Annotated in this window: 17 protein-coding genes; 3 read left to right on the top strand and 14 right to left on the bottom strand. The window is 57.9% G+C overall.

Features of this window, described 5'->3' with window-relative positions; genetic code table 11:
- Nucleotides 1-113: 113 nt before the first annotated feature.
- On the bottom strand, nt 114-1277 hold the full coding sequence (locus tag AB7M26_RS01315) for a type III PLP-dependent enzyme (protein WP_123355945.1): 1164 nt from the start codon (nt 1275-1277) through the stop codon (nt 114-116).
- A 578-nt stretch (nt 1278-1855) separates the two neighbouring features.
- Here AB7M26_RS01315 and AB7M26_RS01310 point away from each other — a divergent pair.
- Nucleotides 1856-2776, top strand: coding sequence for a hypothetical protein (locus AB7M26_RS01310; RefSeq protein WP_123499033.1), 921 nt, complete (start codon nt 1856-1858; stop codon nt 2774-2776).
- 76 nt (nt 2777-2852) lie between these two features.
- Here AB7M26_RS01310 and AB7M26_RS01305 read toward each other — a convergent pair whose 3' ends face one another.
- The 4 genes from AB7M26_RS01305 to AB7M26_RS01290 are packed head-to-tail and all read right to left on the bottom strand — an operon-like array spanning nt 2853 to nt 6303.
- Complete coding sequence (locus AB7M26_RS01305; protein ID WP_123498918.1) at nt 2853-4010, bottom strand: osmoprotectant ABC transporter ATP-binding protein OsmV; 1158 nt, start codon at nt 4008-4010, stop codon at nt 2853-2855.
- Nucleotides 4007-4660, bottom strand: coding sequence for an ABC transporter permease (locus tag AB7M26_RS01300; RefSeq protein ID WP_063341568.1), 654 nt, complete (start codon nt 4658-4660; stop codon nt 4007-4009). Before AB7M26_RS01300 ends, AB7M26_RS01305 begins: the two co-directional genes overlap by 4 nt.
- Nucleotides 4661-4672: 12 nt before the next feature.
- On the bottom strand, nt 4673-5566 hold the full coding sequence (locus AB7M26_RS01295; RefSeq protein ID WP_123498920.1) for a glycine betaine ABC transporter substrate-binding protein: 894 nt from the start codon (nt 5564-5566) through the stop codon (nt 4673-4675).
- Nucleotides 5567-5586: 20 nt separating this feature from the next.
- Nucleotides 5587-6303 carry an ABC transporter permease gene (locus AB7M26_RS01290; protein WP_007900385.1) on the bottom strand — a complete coding sequence of 239 codons (717 nt, stop codon included), beginning with the start codon at nt 6301-6303 and terminating at the stop codon, nt 5587-5589.
- Nucleotides 6304-6631: 328 nt separating this feature from the next.
- Here AB7M26_RS01290 and AB7M26_RS01285 point away from each other — a divergent pair, with 328 nt between their 5' ends.
- Together AB7M26_RS01285 and AB7M26_RS01280 are read left to right on the top strand one after the other, a co-directional pair.
- A complete protein-coding gene (locus AB7M26_RS01285; protein ID WP_123498922.1) occupies nt 6632-8215 on the top strand; it encodes a peptide chain release factor 3 in 1584 nt (527 codons plus the stop codon).
- 384 nt (nt 8216-8599) lie between these two features.
- A complete protein-coding gene (locus AB7M26_RS01280; RefSeq protein ID WP_123498924.1) occupies nt 8600-8815 on the top strand; it encodes a hypothetical protein in 216 nt (71 codons plus the stop codon).
- Nucleotides 8816-8994: 179 nt separating this feature from the next.
- Here the strand turns inward: AB7M26_RS01280 and AB7M26_RS01275 are convergent, their stop codons facing one another.
- From AB7M26_RS01275 to AB7M26_RS01235, 9 genes are all read right to left on the bottom strand, one after another.
- Nucleotides 8995-9975 (bottom strand): peptide ABC transporter ATP-binding protein, encoded by a 981-nt coding sequence (locus AB7M26_RS01275; protein WP_123498926.1) that lies wholly within the window; start codon nt 9973-9975, stop codon nt 8995-8997.
- Nucleotides 9975-10943 carry an ABC transporter ATP-binding protein gene (locus tag AB7M26_RS01270; protein WP_008067269.1) on the bottom strand — a complete coding sequence of 323 codons (969 nt, stop codon included), beginning with the start codon at nt 10941-10943 and terminating at the stop codon, nt 9975-9977. The genes AB7M26_RS01275 and AB7M26_RS01270 overlap by 1 nt, the downstream gene beginning before the upstream one ends.
- Nucleotides 10944-10953: 10 nt before the next feature.
- Nucleotides 10954-11865, bottom strand: a complete 912-nt coding sequence (locus tag AB7M26_RS01265; protein ID WP_095631254.1) for an ABC transporter permease subunit — start codon at nt 11863-11865, stop codon at nt 10954-10956.
- A 10-nt stretch (nt 11866-11875) separates the two neighbouring features.
- Nucleotides 11876-12886 (bottom strand): ABC transporter permease subunit, encoded by a 1011-nt coding sequence (locus tag AB7M26_RS01260; RefSeq protein WP_063341564.1) that lies wholly within the window; start codon nt 12884-12886, stop codon nt 11876-11878.
- Nucleotides 12887-12959: 73 nt separating this feature from the next.
- Nucleotides 12960-14555: an ABC transporter substrate-binding protein gene (locus AB7M26_RS01255; protein WP_123498928.1), complete on the bottom strand. Its 1596-nt coding sequence runs from the start codon at nt 14553-14555 to the stop codon at nt 12960-12962.
- Nucleotides 14556-14630: 75 nt separating this feature from the next.
- Nucleotides 14631-16064: an OprD family porin gene (locus tag AB7M26_RS01250; protein WP_123498930.1), complete on the bottom strand. Its 1434-nt coding sequence runs from the start codon at nt 16062-16064 to the stop codon at nt 14631-14633.
- A gap of 171 nt (nt 16065-16235) precedes the next feature.
- On the bottom strand, nt 16236-17837 hold the full coding sequence (locus AB7M26_RS01245; protein ID WP_123498933.1) for an ABC transporter substrate-binding protein: 1602 nt from the start codon (nt 17835-17837) through the stop codon (nt 16236-16238).
- 302 nt (nt 17838-18139) lie between these two features.
- A complete protein-coding gene (locus AB7M26_RS01240; RefSeq protein ID WP_008067278.1) occupies nt 18140-19765 on the bottom strand; it encodes an ABC transporter substrate-binding protein in 1626 nt (541 codons plus the stop codon).
- 258 nt (nt 19766-20023) lie between these two features.
- Complete coding sequence (locus AB7M26_RS01235; RefSeq protein ID WP_123498935.1) at nt 20024-21634, bottom strand: ABC transporter substrate-binding protein; 1611 nt, start codon at nt 21632-21634, stop codon at nt 20024-20026.
- Nucleotides 21635-21885 lie beyond the last annotated feature (251 nt).

Raw genomic sequence — 21885 nt, 5'->3', positions numbered from 1 at the left:
CTGCCGAAGGCTGCGATCTTTTGATCGTTCCCACGCAGAGCGTGGGAACGATCATCGCAGACACAAAAAAGCCCATGACAGGTCATGGGCTTTTTGATTTCTGCGTGTAGCGCTTATACGTAGAAAGATTTCAGTGGCGGGAAGCCATTGAACTCAACAGCGCTGTAGCTGGTGGTATACGCACCGGTCGACAGCCAGTACAAACGGTCACCGATCGCCAGGTTCAGCGGCAGGCCGTACTTGTAGTTTTCGTACATGATGTCGGCGCTGTCGCAGGTTGGACCGGCGATGACCACTTCTTCCATCTCGCCTTTCTTCTCGGTCCAGATCGGGAACTTGATGGCTTCGTCCATGGTTTCGATCAGGCCAGAGAATTTGCCCACATCCGTGTACACCCATCGCTCGACGGCGGTACGGGATTTACGCGCGACCAGCACCACTTCACTGACCAGGATGCCGGCGTTGGCAATCAGCGAGCGGCCTGGCTCGAGGATGATTTCCGGCAGGTCGTCGCCGAAGTCTTCCTTGAGGAAACGGATGATTTCTTCAGCGTAGGTTTCCAGGCTGTTGGTGCGGGTGATGTAGTTGGCCGGGAAGCCACCGCCCATGTTGATCAGCTTCAGGTGAATACCGTCTTCTTCTTTCAGGCGTTCGAAGATCACTTTGACCTTGGCGATCGCCGCATCCCAGACGCTGATGTCGCGCTGCTGCGAACCAACGTGGAACGAGATGCCGTAAGGCACCAGGCCCAGGTCGCGAGCAAGGATCAGCAGGTCCATGGCCATGTCGGTCTGGCAGCCGAATTTACGCGACAGTGGCCAGTCAGCGGTGGTCGAGCCTTCAGTCAGGATGCGCACGTAGACTTTCGAGCCCGGAGCTGCCTTGGCAATGTTGCGCAGGTCAGCTTCGGAGTCGGTGGCGTACAGACGCACGCCCTTGTCGTAGAAGTAGCGAATGTCTTTGGATTTCTTGATGGTGTTGCCGTAGCTGATGCGATCCGGGCCGACGCCCTGGTTCATCACTTTGTCGAGCTCGTAGATCGAGGCGATGTCGAAGTTCGAACCTTTTTCTTTGAGCAGGTCGATGATTTCAACGGCCGGGTTGGCCTTGACTGCGTAGTAGACCTTGGCGAATTCGAAACCGGCGCGCAGGTCGTCGTAGGCCTGGCTGATCATCGCGGTGTCGATCACCACGAACGGGGTTTCTTGTTTGTCGGCGAAGGCCTTCATTTTCTGGAAGGTATCGCGCGCGAAATAGTCTTCGACGTTGATCGACATGCTGGGAACTCCTACTGGCAAACTGAAATTATCAATGGGTGCAAATGAACGCCCTCCGTATCCCCACTTTGGTTCGCCTACTTCCCAAGGCATGTCGCCGAAAGCAAAAAGGCCATGGGAGGCGGTGCTTTCCCTTGGCCTTGCTGTCTCGTCGTCAGTACTTGAGCCGGATGGATCGTTTCCAGCATGGACGTTCGGCGCGAACTTTAGGGCGTGAGGAGCTCGAGATCAACAAAAAATGTCGCGTTTTTGCACGCATCCGTCGTGCGGTGCCGCTCTGTCTCTGATGTAACCGACCCACATGACAGGTTGATGTTCCCCCTGATCCTTCATTTTTCGTCGGGTGCAGTGATCGACGAGATGGTTATAAGTGGTGGGTTTTAATCTCGAACAATTATGGCCAAGGCATCATTACTGTTATTTCTAGCAGGTGTGGGATGGCTGCGATCTTATTAAGGTAACAACACTTTTATTTTATCTGTGGGCTCTTTCGGCCACGTTATCAAAATGGACAGCTGTCGCTGTGGTGCTGTGTGTTTGTTTCTACCTTGAATATTAGTCGCAGGGAGTGCATGAAGATGAATAGAATAATTGTCTGGTTGATGGCATTGGTGCTGGTTGGCTGTGCGACTCAAGAAGTTGCACCGGTCAAGGTGCAGGGTTCCGATGAGCAAGTTATCGAGTCTTCCGCGGTCGGTACATTGGGCGCGGCATCCGGCCCGGTGACCGCGCAATACCTCACGGAACGTTACCACAATAAGGTGAACATGTGCGGCAATAACCCTTCTGCACCGGCCTTCCTGTGTTCGGGCGTGCTGTTACGTGCCACCCAACACTCCACCCAATTTCACTTCTGGAACCCGAATCCCGCAGCTACCGGGGTTTCGTTTTCCTATCTGCGGGCGGACGCCAAGTTTAACAAACTGGTGTTTGGCTACAATAATGGCTTTATTTTTTATCCGATATTTTTTGCTCCTGTCGATAAGATGGATCCGGAAATACTCTGTTTTTTTCCGGTGGATGGGGCAACTAACAGTCGGGATCAGCAAGGTTGTGGGCAGGTATCTGGTCTTCCCTCGGGGCGGGAGTGTCAGTCTCAAGGTATTAACAGCGCAGCTCAATATATTGTTCATTACAATAGCTACCCGAACAAGTATGGATATCTGTGCGGGTTTAACGTGCGCGACACTTTGAATCAGGGGGCAACCACTGCCTTCAATGAAGCGATTAAAGCACAGGGGATGGGTGGCACCTTTGCTTTCAATACGCAGAACGAATTCCGCATGGCCAAATGGGCTCAGAATATGGGTAAAACCCTCCCGGTCGAGGCGGTTTTCTATATCAACGATGCCGGTAAGGCGGGGGCGCAATATGACCAGCGAGACTTCAAGACGCAAACCGGCATCTGGATCCCGATGATCCGTATAACGTTTCCGCAAACGACGACTGCTGATGCGATCTTCCAGTTCATTCCCGCCGATCAGGCGATCTCCTCCTGATTGAACAACTTGGCCGCGCTCCCACAGGTACGGCGGAGAACCTGCAGGAGCGAGGCTTGCCCGCGAAGACGTCAGATCAGGCGACAGCAGTCTCGGCCGGCGAAACAATACTGGTCTTGCCCCCACGAGACTTACCGGAGCTCAAGTACTCGGCAATCGATTCCTGAGTCACCTCACCCAGGAACACCCGCTCGGCATCCATCACCGGCAGCCACGAGCGGTTGAACTCGTACATGCGCGACAGCAGGATGCGCAAATGCTCGTCGTACGCCGCGGTGGCGTTGAACTCACGCAGGTATTGCGCGCAGGTGCCGGTCTGGCGGTGCAGGTCGCGACGACGCACGTAGCCCAAGGCCTTGTTCTCGGCACAGGTAACCACCACGTAGCGACGGTCCAGTTCGTCCATCAATTCCAGCGCATCGGCCACTGGCGTTTCCGGGCTCACCGAAGGCGCGTTGTCCGCTGCATCTTCGGCTTTCACCAGCAACAGGCGCTTGAGGGTGCTGTCCTGGCCGACGAAGTTGCTGACAAAGTCGTCCGCCGGGTGCGCGAGCAGCGTGTCCGGATGGTCGATTTGCATCAGTTTCCCAGCACGGAAAATCGCGATCTTGTCGCCGAGCTTGATCGCTTCGTCGATGTCGTGGCTGACCATGATCACGGTCTTGTTCAGTGCCCGTTGCATCTCGAAGAACTCGTTCTGAATCATCTCGCGGTTGATCGGGTCGACCGCGCCGAACGGCTCGTCCATCAACAACAGCGGCGCATCCGCTGCCAGCGCGCGAATCACGCCGATCCGCTGCTGCTGGCCACCGGACAATTCACGCGGGTAGCGAGTCAGATACTGCTTGGGTTCGAGCTTGATCATGCTCATCAACTCGCGAGCGCGGTCGTGGCATTTCTGTTTGTCCCAGCCCAGCAGGCGCGGAACGATGGTGATGTTTTCCTCGATGGTCATGTTCGGGAACAGACCGATCTGCTGGATCACATAACCGATGTTGCGACGCAGGGTGACGGCGTCGAGGTCAGTGGTGTCTTCGCCGTTGATCAGGATCCTGCCCGAGGTTGGCTTGATCAGGCGGTTGATCATCTTCAGCGTGGTGCTTTTACCGCAACCCGATGGCCCGAGGAACACACAGATTTCGCCTTCATTGACGGTCAGGCTCACCGAGTCCACGGCTTTCACATCTTTGCCGTTGCTTTGGAAGGTCTTGCTGAGGTTTTGAAGTTCGATCATTTGAGCAGTCCTTTTGGAGTCAGCGTGCGTTGCAGCCATTGCAGAAGCAGGTCGGCGAAGATGGCCAGAAGACTGACCAGCACGGCGCCGACAATCAGCATCGACATGTCGCTGCGGCTGATGGAAGCGAGAATGAGTACACCGAGGCCACCGGCGCCGATGGTCGCGGCGATGGTCATCACGCCGATGTTCATGACCACGGCGGTGCGCACGCCGGCGAGGATCACTGGCACGGCAATCGGCAGTTCGACCATGCGCAGGCGCTGGCCGAAGGTCATGCCGATGCCACGCGCCGCTTCACGAATGCCAGGTTCCACGCCGGTCAGCGCCAGGTAGGTGTTACGCATGATCGGCAGCAACGAGTACAGAAACACTGCGGTGATCGCCGGCATCGGGCCGAGGCCCTGGCCGAATTTCGAATAGAACGGCAGCAGCAGGCCGAACAGCGCAATCGATGGCACGGTCAGCAACACCGTAGCGCTGGCTTGCAACGGGCCGGCCAGTGTCGGGAAGCGGGTCATCAGGATGCCCAACGGCACGCCGACCACAATCGCCAGGGTCACGGCGATGCCAACCAGGGTGATGTGCTGCCAGGTCAGGTGCAAAACCTGCGGCCAATCGAGATGGGAAAAGGCGTTGAGAAATTCCATGTCTTTTCCTCCTTAGTTCAATGGATGTTGGCGCAGGAAATCTGCAGCAACGGATGAAGGACTTTCGTGATCGACATCGACCCGCGCGTTGAGCTGACGCATGGTGGCGTCGTCGAACAGTTCGGCCAGCGGCTTGAGCTCTTCGGCGAGTTTCGGGTGGGCGTCGAGGTAAACCTGACGCACCACCGGCGCGGCGGTGTAGTCCGGGAAGTAATGCTTGTCGTCTTCCAGCAGCTTCAGCTTGAAGGCGTTCAAGCGACCGTCGGTGGTGTAGACCAGACCGGCGAACACCTGGCCATTGCGCAGGGCGGTGTAGACCAAACCAGCATCCATCTGCCGGATGTTGTTGCGGGTCAGGTTCATGCCGTAGAGATCCACCATGCCATCGAGACCGTCGGAACGGTTGGCAAACTCGGTGTCCAGGGCGACGAGGTGATTGGTCTTCGCCTCAGCCTGCAGCACAGTGTTCAGCTCGCTGATGGTGTTGATCTGCGGATACGCTTTTGCGGTGTTTTCCGGCAGTGCCAGGGCGTAGGTATTGCTGAACTTCGACGGGGTGAGCCAGACCAGGCCTTTTTTTGCGTCGAGTTCTTTCACCCGGGCGTAAGACTGAGCGCTATCGAGCTTGTCGGTGATGTGGTTGTAAGCCACCAGCGACACGCCGGTGTATTCCCACATCAAGTCCAGCTGACCACTTTCGTGGGCGCTGCGGGCGAGATTACTGCCCAGACCGCCGGTCACTTGGGTGTCATAACCCTTGGTGCGCAGGTATTGGGAAGTGATTTCCGCCAGCAGGGTTTGTTCAGTGAACACCCGGGCGCCGATGCGGATCACGGGTTTTTCAGCGGCTTGGGCAAATCCTGCGAACAGCAGGGCGCAGCCTAAAAATAAGCAGATTTTTTTCATGTTAATTCCTTTGCCGAGGCTTAAGACGGGCGCAAGCCGCGTTCGAGCCAGAGGCGACTGGCGAGTGTCACCAGTCCGTCGAGCAGCAAGGCCAGCAGGGCGGTGCAGGCCGCGCCGAGCAGCAGTTGCGGCTGATTGTTCAGGGCGATGCCGGGGAAAATCAGGCTGCCCAGGCTGTTGGCGCCAATCAGGAACGCCAGCGGTGCGGTACCGACGTTGATCGCCAGTGCCACGCGCACGCCGCCAATGATGATCGGCACGGCGTTCGGCAGTTCGACCCGCCATAGCACCTGAGTCGGTGTCATGCCGATGCCGACGGCTGCTTCCTTGAGTGAACCCTGGACGTTTTTCAGCCCTTCGTAGGTGTTGCGCACAATCGGCAACAGTGAGGCGAGGAACAAGGCGAAGATCGCAGGGCCGCTGCCGATGCCGAGGATACCCAGGGCGATGGCCAGTACGGCGAGAGGCGGCACGGTGTTGCCGATGTTGAAGATCTGCATGAAGCGTTCGGCGCGGCCAACCATGGTCGGGCGGCTGAGGAAGATACCGGCGGGTATGCCCACTACAAGGGCGGCCAGCATGGAAACGAGGACGAGAATCAGATGAGCTTGCAGGTAAAACAACAAATCGTCGCGGTACTGTTCGATCGTGTTGATGCCAATCCAGTGGACCAGCAGGGCCAGAAGGGCGACGACAACCGCACCTCCTATCAGCCCCTTGCCATAGCGAATAGCCACAGGCGGACTCCTTTTTTCAGTCGGCGGACACCGCTTCGTGTGGCAATGCCATTCCTGGCTGCCGAAGACAGTGTTCGCGAAAAGCAGCTCTATCAGTGCCGGTAAAACGGCATGAAATCGAGCCATAAGCGCAGCCTCGTCAGGCTAACTTGCTGATTTTTCAACCCTGACGAATAGCCGTAACAGGGGAGTGGACGCCTCCACGCTCCGAAAGGTTCCCATCTGAAGCAGCATTTGGCCACCCCTAATGTGCTCAACGGTTCGGTTCTTCGATGAAGTTGGGCTATAATCGCGGCCCTTTTTTGAATCACCTGCCAGGCGATTTCCCATGACCAAACAGGCCGCCGAAGTCGCGAAACGCCGCACTTTCGCCATTATTTCCCACCCCGATGCCGGTAAAACCACCATCACCGAGAAGCTCTTGCTGATGGGCAAGGCGATTGCGATTGCGGGCACGGTGAAATCTCGAAAATCCGACCGCCATGCCACCTCCGACTGGATGGAAATGGAAAAGCAGCGTGGTATCTCGATTACCACGTCGGTCATGCAGTTCCCGTATCGCGATCACATGATCAACCTGCTCGACACCCCGGGCCACGAAGACTTCTCCGAAGATACCTACCGCACCCTGACAGCGGTGGACTCGGCATTGATGGTCCTCGACGGCGGTAAGGGTGTAGAGCCACGGACCATCGCCCTGATGGACGTCTGCCGTCTGCGTGACACGCCGATCGTCAGCTTCATCAACAAACTCGACCGTGACATTCGCGACCCGATTGAACTGCTCGACGAAATCGAAGCGGTCCTGAAGATCAAGGCTGCGCCGATCACCTGGCCGATCGGCTGCTACCGCGATTTCAAGGGCGTTTATCACCTCGCCGACGACTACATCATCGTCTACACCGCTGGTCACGGCCACGAGCGCACCGACGTGAAAATCATCGAGAAGCTCGACTCCGATGAAGCCCGCGCGCACTTGGGCGACGAGTACGACCGCTTCGTGGATCAGCTGGAACTGGTGCAGGGCGCCTGCCACGAATTCAATCAACAGGAATTCCTCGACGGCCAACTGACACCGGTATTCTTCGGTACTGCATTGGGCAACTTCGGTGTCGATCACGTGCTCGACGCCGTGGTCAACTGGGCGCCGAAACCGCTGGCCCGTGTCGCCAACGAGCGCACCGTGGAACCGGTTGAAGAGAAATTCTCAGGTTTCGTGTTCAAGATCCAGGCGAACATGGACCCGAAACACCGCGACCGCATCGCCTTCATGCGTATCTGCTCCGGCAAGTACGAAAAAGGCATGAAAATGCGCCACGTGCGCACCGGTAAAGACGTGCGGATCGGCGATGCGCTGACCTTCTTCTCCTCCGAGCGTGAGCAACTGGAAGAAGCCTTCGCTGGCGACATCATCGGTTTGCACAACCACGGCACCATCCAGATCGGCGACACCTTCACCGAAGGCGAAGTCCTGGGCTTCACCGGCATTCCGCACTTCGCCCCGGAACTGTTCCGTCGTGTGCGTCTGCGTGATCCGCTGAAATCCAAGCAACTGCGTCAGGGCTTGCAGCAACTGGCCGAAGAAGGCGCCACTCAGGTGTTCTTCCCAGAGCGCAGCAACGACATCATCCTGGGTGCCGTCGGTGTGCTGCAGTTCGACGTGGTCGCCAGCCGTTTGAAAGAGGAATACAAGGTTGAGTGCTCGTACGAGCCGATCACTGTTTATTCCGCACGCTGGATTGATTGCGACGATAAGAAGAAGTTCGAGGAATTCCGGGTCAAGGCCGTGGAAAACCTTGCGGTCGATGGTGGTGGTCACCTGACCTACCTGGCTCCGACGCGGGTCAACCTGGCGCTGATGGAAGAGCGTTGGCCGGATGTGAAATTCAGGGCGACGCGTGAGCATCATTAAGCGCTGAGTCGTAACACCAAAGCCCCGATGCGTAAGCCTCGGGGCTTTTTTATTGACCAATAAATTTCCCTGTGGCGAGGGAGCTTGCTCCCGCTGGGCTGCGAAGCGGCCCCAAAACCATTCACTGTGGTAGTTCAGTCAAACTGCATTCTTCGGGTTTACGTCTGCTGCGCAGCCGAACGGGAGCAAGCTCCCTCGCCACGGGTTATCACTGATTTTGAAATTGCTGTTCGGCATAATTCATATTCCAAACCAATCTCCCTGCCAACGGGATTTTCTGCTACCCGGTAGCGTGCTGTCTGGAGAACCCGGTCAATCGGAACTAAATTTCATTCATTACCTGTCAGGCATCCGTGCTTCACCCCACAAAGGATGGAATCGGCTATGAGTATTTACCAACGCATTGTGTTGTTGCTTAAGGTTTTGGTGCTGCTGTCCCTCGGCACATCGGCGGTGGCGTGGGCGGAATGTGAGAACCACGAAACACAGGCCTTGAACGGGCAAGGCGTGCACAGCGAGCAGATGATCGCTGCGACCGAATCAGGCGATGATGATCCAGACGCCGATGAGGAAGAGGATGAGGAAGACACGCAAACGTAAATCACGGACAAAAGAAAACCCCTCCTGCCTGACTGATGCGCAGTCTGGCGGAAGGGGTCTGGTCAACTCGGTCCCTGTGGGAGCGGGCTTGTTCGCGAAAGCAATCTGTCAGTCGACAGTGATGGTGACTGAAACACCGACTTCGCGAGCAAGCTCGCTCTCATTTTTTCAGGCCGTTTTTACGCCGCGCCGTCGAGGAATTGCTCGGCGTAGTGGCAAGCCACCTGGCGAGTGTCGACCAGGCGCAGGAGCGGTTCTTCTGTGGTGCAGCGCTCGGTCGCATACGGGCAGCGCTTATGGAAAGCGCAGCCGGACGGCGGGTTCAGCGGGTTTGGCAGCTCGCCGACGATCTTGATTTTCGGCTTGGCCGGGTCCGGGTGGATAGTCGGGGTCGCCGACAACAGCGCCTGGGTGTAGGGGTGCAGAGGGCGAGTGTAGATGTCCTCTTTCGGGCCCATTTCCACCGGACGACCGAGGTACATCACCATCACGTGATCGGCGACGTGGCGCACCACCGCCAGGTTGTGGGAGATGAACACGTAAGCGGTGTTGAACTCTTGCTGCAAATCCATGAACAGGTTGAGTACCTGCGCCTGGATCGACACGTCCAGCGCCGAGGTCGGTTCATCCGCCACCAGCACTTTGGGTTGCAGCATCATCGCGCGGGCCAGGGCAATCCGCTGACGTTGACCGCCGGAGAACATGTGCGGGTAGCGCTGGTAATGCTCAGGCCGCAAGCCCACCTGTTTCATCATCGCCTGGACTTTTTCGCGACGTTCCGAGGCGCTCAGGTTGGTGTTGATCAGCAGCGGTTCGGCGAGCTGATCACCGATTTTCTGCCGTGGGTTCAGCGACGCGTACGGGCTCTGGAACACCATCTGCACGTCTTTGCGCAGTTGCTTGCGCTGAGCCTTGTCGGCACCCGCGACTTCCTGCCCGGCGATTTTCAAGGAGCCGGAGGACGGTTCTTCGATCAGCGTCAGGGCCCGGGCCAAGGTGGATTTGCCACAACCCGATTCGCCCACAACGGCGAGGGTCTTGCCGGCTTCCAGTTCGAACGACACACCGTTGAGGGCGCGCACGGTCGCATGACCCTTGAACAGGCCACGGGACACTTCGTAGTGACGGGTCAGGTTGCGGGCGGTAAGTACGACGGCCATTACGCCACCTCCTGATTCAGCGGGTAGAAGCAGCGGGCGAGGCTGTTGCTTTTCGGGTCAAGGGCCGGACGCTGGGTGCGGCAGTTGTCCTGCACGTACGGGCAGCGCGGCGACAACAGGCAGCCTTGCGGGCGGTCGTAACGACCGGGAACGATGCCCGGCAATGTCGATAGGCGCGCGGCGCCCAGGCTGTGTTCCGGAATCGCCTTGAGCAGTGCTTCGCTGTACGGGTGCGCCGGAATGTCAAACAGTTGTGGCACCTGACCGACTTCAACCGCTTGGCCTGCGTACATCACGCACACGCGCTGGGCGGTTTCGGCCACGACCGCGAGGTCGTGGGTGATCAGCACCAGGCCCATGTTCTGCTCTTTCTGCAGGGCCAGCAGCAGGTCCATGATCTGCGCCTGAATCGTTACGTCCAGCGCGGTGGTCGGTTCGTCGGCGATCAGCAGTTTCGGTTCGCCGGCAATCGCCATGGCGATTGCAACACGCTGGCTCATGCCGCCGGAGAGTTGATGCGGATAGGCGTCCATACGGCTGGCGGCGCCCGGGATTTCCACTTTTTCCAGCAGTTCGATGGCACGCTTGCGGGCGTCCTTGCGGGACATTTTCAGGTGCAGGCGCAGCACTTCTTCGATCTGGAAACCGACGGTGTAGCTCGGGTTCAGCGCGGTCATCGGGTCCTGGAAAACCATGGCCAGGTCTTTGCCGACGATTTGCCGACGCTGACGGTTGCTGAGCTTGAGCATGTTCTTGCCGTCGAAATTCAGGGCGTCGGCGGTGACGATCCCCGGATGCTCGATCAGGCCCATCAGCGCCATCATGGTCACGGACTTTCCGGAACCCGATTCGCCAACGATAGCCAGCACTTCGCCCTTGTCCACGGTAATGTCGAGACCGTCGACCACCGGAACGGCGTTGGCGTCGCCGAAGCGAACGTTGAGATTCTTGATTTCTAACAGTGACATTTGAATCTCCTCAGGCGGCGTTCTTGAGTTTCGGGTCCAGCGCATCGCGCAGGCCGTCGCCCATCAAGTTGATTGCCAGCACGCTGAGCAAAATGGTCAAACCAGGCAAGCTCACCACCCACCAGGCACGTTCGATGTAGTCACGAGCCGAAGCCAGCATGGTGCCCCACTCAGGTGTTGGCGGTTGTACGCCAAGGCCGAGGAAGCCCAGTGCCGCGGCATCGAGAATTGCCGAAGAAAAACTCAAGGTGGCCTGAACGATCAGCGGCGCCATGCAGTTGGGCAGCACGGTGACGAACATCAGGCGTGGCAGACCGGCACCGGCCAGGCGCGCGGCGGTCACGTAGTCGCGGTTCAATTCGCCCATCACCGCGGCGCGGGTCAGACGAACATAGGACGGCAACGAAACCACGGCGATGGCAATAATGGTGTTGATCAGGCCAGGGCCGAGGATGGCGACAATCGCCACGGCCAGCAGCAGGGACGGCAGGGCCAGCATGATGTCCATCAGACGCATGATGGTCGGGCCGAGCACGCGCGGGAAGAACCCGGCGAACAGACCCAACAGGATGCCCGGAATCAGCGACATCACCACCGACGACAAGCCGATCAGCAAGGACAGGCGCGAACCGTTGATCAGCCGCGACAGCAGGTCGCGACCCAGTTCATCGGTGCCGAGCAGGAACTGGATTTGCCCGCCTTCCAGCCAGGACGGCGGGGTCAGCAGGAAGTCGCGGTATTGCTCGCTTGGGTCATGCGGTGCAACCCATGGCGCGAAAATCGCGCAGAAGATCACCAGCAGCATGAACATCAGGCCGGCGACGGCGCCTTTGTTCCTGGAGAACGCGTGCCAGAATTCTTTATACGGGGACGGGTACAGCAGGCTTTGATCGACTGCTACCGGTGTAATGAGAGTGGTCATGGTCTTGATCTCAGCGCTGATGACGGATGCGTGGGTTGGCAAAGCCGTAGAGGATGTCCACCACGAAGTTGACCAGGATCACCAGGCAGGCGATTAACAGGATGCCGTTCTGCACCACGGGATAGTCCCGTGCGCCAATGGCTTCGATCAGCCATTTGCCGATGCCGGGCCAGGAGAAAATGGTTTCGGTCAGGACCGCACCGGCCAGCAGCGTGCCGACTTGCAGGCCGACCACGGTCAGTACCGGAATCAATGCGTTACGCAGGCCGTGAACGAACACCACGCGCGATGGCGACAGGCCTTTGGCGCGGGCGGTACGGATGTAGTCTTCACGCAGCACTTCGAGCATCGACGAGCGGGTCATCCGCGCGATCACCGCCAGCGGGATGGTACCGAGCACGATGGCCGGCAGGATCAGGTGATGCAGGGCATCGAAGAAGGCCCCGACGTCATCGGCCAGCAGCGTATCGATCAGCATGAAACCGGTGCGCGGCTCGATGTCGTAGAGCAGGTCGATCCGCCCGGACACCGGGGTCCAGCCCAGGCTCACCGAGAAGAACATGATCAGGATCAGGCCCCACCAGAAGATCGGCATCGAGTATCCCGCCAGGGAGACGCCCATCACCCCGTGGTCGAACAGGGATCCTCGCTTGAGTGCCGCAATCACCCCGGCCAGAAGGCCCAGGATGCCTGCGAATAACAGGGCGGCCATGGACAGTTCCAGGGTCGCGGGGAATAGAGAGCTGAACTCGGTCCAGACGCTTTCACGGGTACGCAGGGATTCGCCGAGATCGCCGTGGGCCAACTTGCCGATGTAATCCAGGTATTGGGCATACAGGGGTTTGTTCAGACCTAGGCGTTCCATTGCCTGAGCATGCATTTCGGGGTCGACTCTACGTTCGCCCATCATTACTTCCACGGGGTCGCCTGGAATCATGCGAATCAACGCGAAAGTCAGCAAGGTGATGCCGAAGAACGTGGGGATCAATAACCCCAATCGGCGGGCAATAAAACTAAACATCGTGTGGTGTACCTCATCAGCCGGTTAGGCGTGCCCGGCAGCGCTGGGGTCAGCGATGCCGGGCGTTTCTTATCTACTTCACCTGGGTGGTGGCGAAGTTATTGGTTGTCAGAGGACTCTGGTGGTAGCCCTCGACGTTTTTGCGCATTGCCGTGAACATTTTCGGATAAGCCATGGGAATCCATGGCTGGTCCTTGTCGAAAACTTCCTGCGCTTGTTCGTAGAGCGCCGCCCTGGCAGCCGGGTCAGTGCCGCCGCGAGCCTTGTCGATCAAGTCCTGGAATTCCTTGTTGCACCACCGGGCGTAGTTTTCGCCGTTTTTCGCTGCGTCGCAACTCAGGTTCGGCGTAAGAAAGTTATCCGGGTCGCCGTTATCGCCGGCCCAGCCTGCCGATACCAGGTCGTGTTCGCCATTCTTGGCACGTTTGAGCATCTCTCCCCATTCCATGACACGGATGTCGAGCTTGATCCCGATCTGTGCCAGATCCGACTGCATCATTTGCGCGCCCAGCAGTGGATTAGGGTTGGTGGGGCCACCGCCGTTGCGGGTAAACAGCGTCAGCACGGTACCTTCCGGTACACCCGCTTCCTTGAGAAGTTCACGGGCCTTACCAAGGTCGCGCGGTGGGTTTTTCAGTTTGTCGTTGAAGCCTAGCAGGGTCGGAGGATAGGGGACGGTACCAATGACGGCGTTGCCCTTGCCGTACAAACTAGTGACGTAAGTCGGCTTGTCGAATGCAATGTTTATCGCCTTGCGTACGCGTACATCGCTCATGTATTTACGGCTGGTATTCATCGCGGTGTAGCTGGTGGTCATTGCAGCCAGTTCGTCGACCTTCAGGTTCTGGTCGGCCTTGATGCTAGGGACATCATCGGGTTTGGGATACAACGCGATCTGGCATTCGTTGGCCTTCAGTTTTTGCAGGCGCACGTTGTTGTCGATGGTGATCGCGAATATGAGCGGATCAGCCGGGGGCTTGCCACCGAAGTAATCCGGGTTGGCCTTGAAGCGGACTTGAGCATCCTTGGCGTAGCGCTGGAAGACGAACGGGCCGGTGCCAATCGGCTTGCTGTTCAGGTCGCCGGCCTTGTTGGCCTTGAGCAACTGATCGGCGTACTCGGCGGAGTAGATCGAGGAGAAGGCCATGGCGATGTCGGCCAGGAACGGCGCTTCACGGCGGGTCAGGGTGAATTTGACCGTGTCGTCGTCGACTTTCTCGACGCTTTTGAGCAGCTCTTTGAAGCCCATGCTTTCAAAGTACGGGAAGCCCACGCTCGACAGTTTGTGCCATGGGTGTTTCGGGTCCAGCTGACGCTGGAAGCTCCAGACCACGTCGTCGGCATTCATGTCGCGGGTCGGCTTGAAGTAATCGGTGGTGTGGAACTTGACGCCTTTGCGCAGGTGGAACGTGTAGGTCAGACCGTCATCGCTGATGTCCCACGACTCGGCCAGTGCCGGGATCACTTCAGTGGTGCCGGGCTTGAAGCCCACCAGACGGTTGAAGATGGTTTCGGACACCGCATCGCCTGTGACTGCAGTCGTGTACTGGACCATATCGAAGCCTTCCGGGCTGGCTTCGGTACAGACCACCAAGGGTTTGGCCGAGGCGCCGACGGCGACACTCAGCAACGCGGCAGCGATGGCCGCTCGTAGGGGAAGCATTTTCATCTAGAGCCCTCTGCAATCGGTTGAACAGAAAAGCCAGACGGCCGACTCATCATGAGTCAGCCGCCGGCATGGGTTTTACAAAATGTTGAACGGGATGGTGGTCACGAGACGGAACTCGTTGATGCTGCCATCCGCCTGGTTTTCGCTGGCGCGGTGAGCGGTGTAGGTCGCGCGAATAGCGGTGGCCTTGAGTGGACCGCTCTGCACGGCGTACGAAGCACCGATGCCATATTCATAGTGGTGTTCACCGTCCTGGGACTGGATACCGTCGTAACCCTTGCCTGCTACGCCTTCGTTACCGGTGTAGTGAGTGCCGTCGATGCCCCAGCCGCGAGCCTGGTAGATGTTGAACTTCAGGCCAGGCACGCCGTATTCGGCCATGTTCAGACCGTAGGCAATCTGGAAGGACTTCTCGTTCGGGCCGTTGAAGTCCGACAGCAGGGAGTTGGCCAGGTAGATGCCGTTGGTTTCGTGCAGGTAGTCGAAGTACTCGTTACCGTTAATTTCCTGGTAAGAGAAGGTCAGGCTGTGAGCCTGGTGGGTCAGGCCGAACGACAGGGAGTAGGTGTCGTTATCGATCTGCCCGATAAGGGCTTTACCTTCTTCCTGGGTTTTGTAGTAGTTCAGGCCGGTGGTCAGGCTCAGGACCTGGCTGTCGCCCAGCACATGGGTGGCGCCGAAGTAGTACTGGTTCCACAGGTCTTCAGCCTGGGTGCCCCACAGACTGGTGGTCAGGCTGGCAAATGGCGTGTAAGTGATACCGGCCGTGTGGACGTGATCGGTTTCAACGATGCCGTTGGCGTATTCGGTGCGGAACTTGCGTTGGCTTTGTTCGGTTCGTGGCGAGTTGCGATCGAACGTGCCGATGTCGAAGCTCAGGTTTTCCAGCTCTTCGCTGTGCAGGCTCACACCCTGGAAGCTTGAAGGCAATGCACGGTTACCGATGACATCGACCATCGGGCTGCTGAAGTTCTGGCGGCCGGCAGTGAGGGTGGTGTTGGACACGCGGGCCTTGACGTTGGCCAGGCCCAGCTTGCTCCACTGGCCGACGGCGTCGCCACCTTCCTCGGTCAGTGTGCGGTTGTTGCCCGCGCCAGAACGGGTACCCGGTGCGCCGCCATTATTGGACGCCAGATCCTTGCGATCACGATCCAGAGCAATGGCGTTGTAGGCCGCCACTTCGGTGCTGAAACCTACGGTGCCTTCGGTGAAACCGGAGTTGTACTTGAGGATAGTGCCCTGAACCCAATTGATACGACGATCAGTCGGGGTCGATACACCATTCTTCTTGTAGCTGAACGTGGCGCCGCGCTTCAGTTGCTCATTGGCGTACCAGTTACGCGTGCTGCCGGTGATCGATTGGCCTTCGACAAAGCCTGTGGCTTCACTCTGGGCACTTTTCTCTTTAACGGTAACCGGCGTAAATGCCTGGCTTTGGGATTCTGCGTACGCCGTAGCGGTCACGCTGCTGATGGCCAAGGCCAATAACGCGGTGCTGCTCAGTTTCATGGGTGAAGCTCCTTGTTTTCTTTTTTTATGCCGGTCTTTTTTTGGTGATCCGGCTATTTGGTTAGAACACATTTAAGGCATTGCAAACGTTTGCTACAGGCCAGATTGGCGAATTACGGCAATACGCTTGCGTGGGAGCGCAAGCCGCCCCCAGCGATTCTGGCTAATCGGTTATTGGTCGATACTGACGCCCGAGAACACGTTACGACCGAAAGGACTCACCTTGAATCCTTCGACTTTGGCGCTCAACGGCTGGTTGACCGTCGAGTGGGCGACCGGCGTGATGGGCACCTGCTGCTTGAGGTACTGTTGCGCCTGTTTGTAGAGCACCGTGCGCTGGTCACGGTCAGTGACGACTTTGGCCTGCTTGATCAGCTTGTCGTAAGCCGGATCACACCACATGGAGTAGTTGTTGCCGCCAATGGCATCGCAGCTGTACAGCGTGCCGAGCCAGTTGTCCGGGTCGCCATTGTCACCGGTCCAGCCGATCAGGCTGATGTCGTGCTCGCCGTTCTTGGTGCGCTTGATGTACTCGCCCCATTCGTAGCTGACGATCTTGACCTTGAGGCCGATCTTCGCCCAATCCGCCTGGAGCATTTCGGCCATCAACTTGGCGTTGGGGTTGTACGGACGCTGAACCGGCATGGCCCAGAGAGTGATTTCGGTGCCTTCCTTGACGCCGGCGGCCCTGAGCAATTCCTTGGCCTTTTCCGGGTTGTAGGCGGCGTCTTTAATTGTCTCGTCGTAGGACCATTGAGTCGGTGGCATGGCGTTCATTGCCAGTTGACCGGCGCCTTGATAGACGGCGTTGAGAATGCCTTGCTTGTTAACCGCCATGTCCAGCGCCTGGCGCACTTCGAGCTGATCGAACGGTTTGTGCCGCACGTTATAGGCGATGTAACCAAGGTTGAACCCGGGCTTTTCGATCAATTGCAGTTTCGGATCGTTTTTCAGCGCGGTCACGTCGGCAGGGCGTGGGTGCAGGGTGATCTGGCATTCGTTGGCCTTGAGCTTCTGCACGCGCACCGAGGCGTCGGTGTTGATGGCGAAAATCAGGTTGTCGAGCTTGACCCGGCTCGGGTCCCAGTATTGCTTGTTGCCGCTGTAACGGATGTTGGAATCTTTCTGGTAGCTCTTGAACACGAACGGGCCAGTGCCGATCGGCTTTTGGTTGATGTCGCTCGGCTTGCCGGAGGCCAGCAGCTGATCGGCGTATTCGGCGGACAGGATCGCGGCGAAGCTCATGGCGATGTTCTGGATGAACGCGGCGTCGACACTGTTGAGCGTCATGACCACGGTCAGCGGCCCGGTCTTCTCGACCTTGGCGATGTTCTTGTTCAGGCTCATCCCGTTGAAATACGGGAACTCGGTTGGATAAGCCTTTCGGAAGGGTTGCTGCGGATCGAGCATGCGATTGAAGGTAAAAAGCACGTCATCGGCGTTGAAATCGCGGGTCGGCGTGAAGTATTTGGTGGTATGAAATTTCACCCCTTCGCGCAGGTGAAAAGTGTACTTGAGGCCGTCCTCGGAAATATCCCAGCTCGTTGCCAGGCCCGGTACGACGTTGGTGGCGCCTTTTTCAAATTCTGCCAATCGGTTGTACAGCGGCTCGGCGGCGTCGTTATCGGTCGCCGTGGTGTATTGCGCGGTGTCGAAACCGGCGGGGCTGCCTTCGGAGCAGAACACCAGGCTGTTATTGGCGGCCTGGCTAACGGAAGTGACGGCCAGCAGGCCGGTGCCCAGCAATGCGGATAAAACCAAGGTATGGCGCATGACGCTCCCTCTTTTTGTAGTGTTTATTCAATGCGCCGCGACCCCGTCTGGAGGTGTTGTGGCTGCATTGAGCTCAAACCAATACGGGCAGCAAACCGATAGCCACGCAGTCGCTGGTCAGATCCCGACGGTAGGTGCCGTGGGTCTGGCAGTAAATGCGCTGAGTCCTAAAGACTCGTAGGAAAAGGCAACGCGTCCTAACCCCTGGCTGCGTCAGACAGCGGATTAGGATGTAGGCAAATTCCTATCTTCTCGGCAGAAAAAAGCAGCGGCGCCGCTGAAAACGTCGCCGCTGCCTTTTCTTATTTGCTGACGCTGACGCCGTAGAAGGAGTTCAAGCCAAACGGGCTGATCTTGAAGTCCTGCACGTTGTCGCGCATGGGTTGGAACACCGTCGAGTGAGCGATAGGTGTCATTGGAACAGCATCTTTGAGGACGTGTTGCGCCTGTTTGTACAGTTCGGTGCGCTTGGCTTGATCGGTGGTGCGCTTGGCTTCTTTGACGATGCCGTCAAACTTCTTGTCGCACCACTTGGAGAAGTTGTTGCCTTGCAGCGAATCGCAGCCGAACAGCACGTTCAGCCAGTTGTCCGGGTCACCGTTGTCGCCGCTCCAGCCAATCAGCATCGCGCCGTTTTCGCCGCCTTTGGAACGCTTGATGTACTCGCCCCATTCGTAGGTGACGATCTTGGCCTTGATACCGATCTTGGCCCAGTCGGACTGGAGCATTTCGGCCATCAGCTTGGCGTTAGGGTTATAGGGACGTTGCACCGGCATTGCCCACAGGTTGATCTCGGTGCCTTCCTTGATGCCGGCTTCCTTGAGCAGCTCTTTGGCTTTCTCAGGGTTGTATGGCGCGTCCTTGATGGTGGTGTCATAAGACCATTGGGTCGGAGGCATGGCGTTGACGGCCAGTTGGCCGGCGCCCTGGTAAACCGAATCGATGATCTGCTGCTTGTTGACGGCCATGTCCAGTGCCTGACGCACTTTCAACTGAGCCATCGGGTTTGGCTGATCGCTGCCCTTGATCTTGTCCATCACGTTGTAGGCGATGTAACCCAGGTTGAAACCGGCCTGGTCAGGCACCTTCAGGGTTTTGTCTTCCTTCAACGCTTTCAGATCGGCCGGACGAGGGAACAGGGTGATCTGACACTCGTTCTTTTTCAGCTTCTGGATGCGTACCGACGGGTCGGTGGTGATGGCGAAGATCAGGTTATCGATCTTCACGTCGTCAGGCTTCCAGTAGTCCTTGTTCCCGGTGTAGCGGATGTTGGAGTCTTTCTGGTAGCTCTTGAACACGAACGGGCCAGTACCGACCGGCTTCTGGTTGATATCGGCAGCCTTGCCTTCCTTGAGCAGCTGGGCAGCGTACTCGGCGGACTGGACCGAGGCGAAGCTCATGGCCATGTTCTGGATGAACGCGGCATCAACTTCTTTGAGCGTGAACTTGACGGTGTGGTCGTCGACTTTATCGATCTTGGTGATGTTGGTATCCATCCCCATGTCGGTGAAGTACGGGAATTCAGTCGGGTACGCCTTACGGAACGGATCATCCTTGTTAATCATGCGATTAAAGGTGAACAGCACGTCGTCGGCGTTGAACTCACGAGTTGGCTTGAAGTACGGGGTGGTGTGAAACTTGACGCCTTCGCGCAGGTGGAAGGTGTAAGTCAGGCCGTCATCGGAAATGTCCCACTTGGTCGCCAGGCCAGGAATAACGGCGGTGCCGCCGCGCTCGAACTGGGTCAGGCGGTTGAACATGGTCTCTGCAGAGGCGTCGAAGTCGGTTCCGGTGGTGTACTGACCAGGATCGAAACCGGCCGGGCTCCCTTCGGAGCAAAACACCAGGTTAGTCGCCGCTTGGGCGAAAGGTGCGCTGGCTAATAAGCTTGCGCCGACTAAAAACGGAATGACCGCGTGTTTAAGCATGGTGGCCTCATGATTTGTTGTCATTTTTGGAATTAGAGGACGACCTCGTGAGTCGACCTGCGGATACTTATGCAGGGGCCATACCCAATGCAAGATCCTGAATGGCTCCAAACCTTAAACAGTGGCACGAACGTACCTTAATGTCGCATATGTATAAATACTCGCGCATTTGACCGTTTGCGCAGGTTTTTTACGGTGCAAATCGCGCACCGACAAGGGGCAGCCGGGGCGTCTGGTGCACCCGGTTGGCGCCTGGTGTTACTTATTTATACCCACTCCATAGAAGGGGGTAAGGCCGAAAGGGCTGATCTTGAAGTCGGTGACTTCCTTGCGCAGTGGCTGGAACACGGTCGAGTTGGCGACAGGCGTGATAGGTACTTGTTGCTTAAGGATTTGCTGTGCCTGCTGGTACAGTTTGACCCGCTGCTGTTTGTCCGTAGACACCTTCGCTTGCTGCACCAGCTTGTCGTAGGCCGGGTCGCACCATTTGGCGTAATTGCTACCTTTCACCGCAGCGCAGCTGTAGAGCACGCCGAGCCAGTTGTCCGGGTCACCGTTATCGCCGGTCCAGCCGTAGATCATCGCGTCGTGCTCGCCGTTCTTGGCGCGCTTGATGTACTCGCCCCACTCATAGCTGACGATGTTGGCCTTGATCCCGACTTTCTCCCAATCCTGCTGGATCATCTGCGCCGACATCCGCGCGTTGGGGTTGGAGGCACGCTGCACGGTCATGGCCCACAAATTTATGGTGGTACCTGGTGCAACCCCTGCTTCTTTTAGTAGCGCGCGGGCTTTGGTCGGGTCGTGCGGTGCATCCTTGATGGTCGGGTCATAGGACCATTGCGCCGGGGGCAGGGCGTTCTGCGCCAGCTGCCCGGCACTCTGGTAGACCGCTTTGATGATCGCCGGTTTATCGATAGCCATGTCCAGCGCCTGACGGACCTTGAGCTGGTCCAGCGGCGGATGGGTTACGTTGTAGGCGAGGAAACCGAGGTTGAAACCGGCCTGTTTGAGCACGGTCAGGTTCGGGTCTTTCTCCATGACTTCGATGTCTGCCGGGCGCGGGTAGCCGCTGACCTGACACTCGCCGGCCTTGAGCTTCTGCAAGCGCACGGCGGCATCGGGGGTGATCGAGAAAATCAGGTTATCGAGTTTCACGTCCTCGGGCTTCCAGTAGGCCTTGTTGGCGGCGTAGCGGATCTGCGAGTCCTTTTGATAGCGCTTGAACACGAACGGGCCGGTGCCGACCGGTTTCTGGTTGAGGTCGGCGGCTTTGCCTTCCTTTAACAGTTGGGCGGCGTATTCGGCGGACTGTACCGAGGCGAAGCTCATGGCGAGGTTCTGCACGAATGCGGCGTCGATGTTGTTCAGGCTGAAGCGCACGGTGTGGTCGTCGATCTTGTCGATGCTTTTGATCGTGGTGTTCAGGCCCATGTCGGTGAAGTACGGCGACTCGGCGGGGTAGGCTTTGCGAAAGGCGTTTTGCGGGTCGAGCAGGCGCTGGAAGGTGAACAGGACGTCGTCGGCGTTGAAGTCGCGGGTCGGGGTGAAGTAGTCGGTGGTGTGGAATTTCACGCCGTCGCGCAGGTGGAATGTGTAGCTGAGGCCGTCCCGGGAGACATCCCAACTTGTCGCCAAGCCGGGTTCGACTTCGGTGCCACCGCGTTTGAATTGGGTGAGGCGGTTGAAGACGGTTTCGGCTGATGCGTCGAAGTCGGTGCCGCTGGTGTATTGGCTGGGGTCGAAGCCGGCGGGGCTGGCTTCTGAGCAGTAGACCAGGGTGGTGGCGGCTTGGGCGTTTTGTGCGAGTGATGCGGTTGTAGCGAGGGCGAGAGCAAGCAGAAGTGGTTTGACGGTGGTTCTTTCCATGGAGTCCCCGTGGGTTTGGCGGCGGTGTTTTTCTGAGGGTAGCGTTGTTGGCGGGGCGGGCGGAAATATCGTTTTTTGAGGGGGACCCCTCTATCCGGGCATAGTCGGCCGGTTTTTGCGTTGATGGCGGACTGAGCTGCCGAAGGCTGCGATCTTTTGATCTTGAAAATCAACGTCATAAGATCGCAGCCTTCGGCAGCTCCTACGCAAAGCGGTGTCAGGCGGGCGTTGTGGGTGAAGTGAATTCCGTT

The organism is Pseudomonas sp. F-14 TE3482, from assembly GCF_053629455.1.
This window is presented reverse-complemented; position numbering and strand designations above follow the sequence as displayed.

What these genes read in the sequence shown, in the direction of transcription:
- AB7M26_RS01260 (WP_063341564.1), bottom strand. Translation starts at nt 12,886, where the DNA reads ATGTTTAGTTTTATTGCCCGCCGATTGGGGTTATTGATCCCCACGTTC.
- AB7M26_RS01250 (WP_123498930.1), bottom strand. Translation starts at nt 16,064, where the DNA reads ATGAAACTGAGCAGCACCGCGTTATTGGCCTTGGCCATCAGCAGCGTG.
- AB7M26_RS01275 (WP_123498926.1), bottom strand. Translation starts at nt 9,975, where the DNA reads ATGGCCGTCGTACTTACCGCCCGCAACCTGACCCGTCACTACGAAGTG.
- AB7M26_RS01270 (WP_008067269.1), bottom strand. Translation starts at nt 10,943, where the DNA reads ATGTCACTGTTAGAAATCAAGAATCTCAACGTTCGCTTCGGCGACGCC.
- AB7M26_RS01255 (WP_123498928.1), bottom strand. Translation starts at nt 14,555, where the DNA reads ATGAAAATGCTTCCCCTACGAGCGGCCATCGCTGCCGCGTTGCTGAGT.
- AB7M26_RS01310 (WP_123499033.1), top strand. Translation starts at nt 1,856, where the DNA reads ATGAATAGAATAATTGTCTGGTTGATGGCATTGGTGCTGGTTGGCTGT.
- AB7M26_RS01235 (WP_123498935.1), bottom strand. Translation starts at nt 21,634, where the DNA reads ATGGAAAGAACCACCGTCAAACCACTTCTGCTTGCTCTCGCCCTCGCT.
- AB7M26_RS01285 (WP_123498922.1), top strand. Translation starts at nt 6,632, where the DNA reads ATGACCAAACAGGCCGCCGAAGTCGCGAAACGCCGCACTTTCGCCATT.
- AB7M26_RS01240 (WP_008067278.1), bottom strand. Translation starts at nt 19,765, where the DNA reads ATGCTTAAACACGCGGTCATTCCGTTTTTAGTCGGCGCAAGCTTATTA.
- AB7M26_RS01295 (WP_123498920.1), bottom strand. Translation starts at nt 5,566, where the DNA reads ATGAAAAAAATCTGCTTATTTTTAGGCTGCGCCCTGCTGTTCGCAGGA.
- AB7M26_RS01280 (WP_123498924.1), top strand. Translation starts at nt 8,600, where the DNA reads ATGAGTATTTACCAACGCATTGTGTTGTTGCTTAAGGTTTTGGTGCTG.
- AB7M26_RS01265 (WP_095631254.1), bottom strand. Translation starts at nt 11,865, where the DNA reads ATGACCACTCTCATTACACCGGTAGCAGTCGATCAAAGCCTGCTGTAC.
- AB7M26_RS01315 (WP_123355945.1), bottom strand. Translation starts at nt 1,277, where the DNA reads ATGTCGATCAACGTCGAAGACTATTTCGCGCGCGATACCTTCCAGAAA.
- AB7M26_RS01305 (WP_123498918.1), bottom strand. Translation starts at nt 4,010, where the DNA reads ATGATCGAACTTCAAAACCTCAGCAAGACCTTCCAAAGCAACGGCAAA.
- AB7M26_RS01300 (WP_063341568.1), bottom strand. Translation starts at nt 4,660, where the DNA reads ATGGAATTTCTCAACGCCTTTTCCCATCTCGATTGGCCGCAGGTTTTG.
- AB7M26_RS01245 (WP_123498933.1), bottom strand. Translation starts at nt 17,837, where the DNA reads ATGCGCCATACCTTGGTTTTATCCGCATTGCTGGGCACCGGCCTGCTG.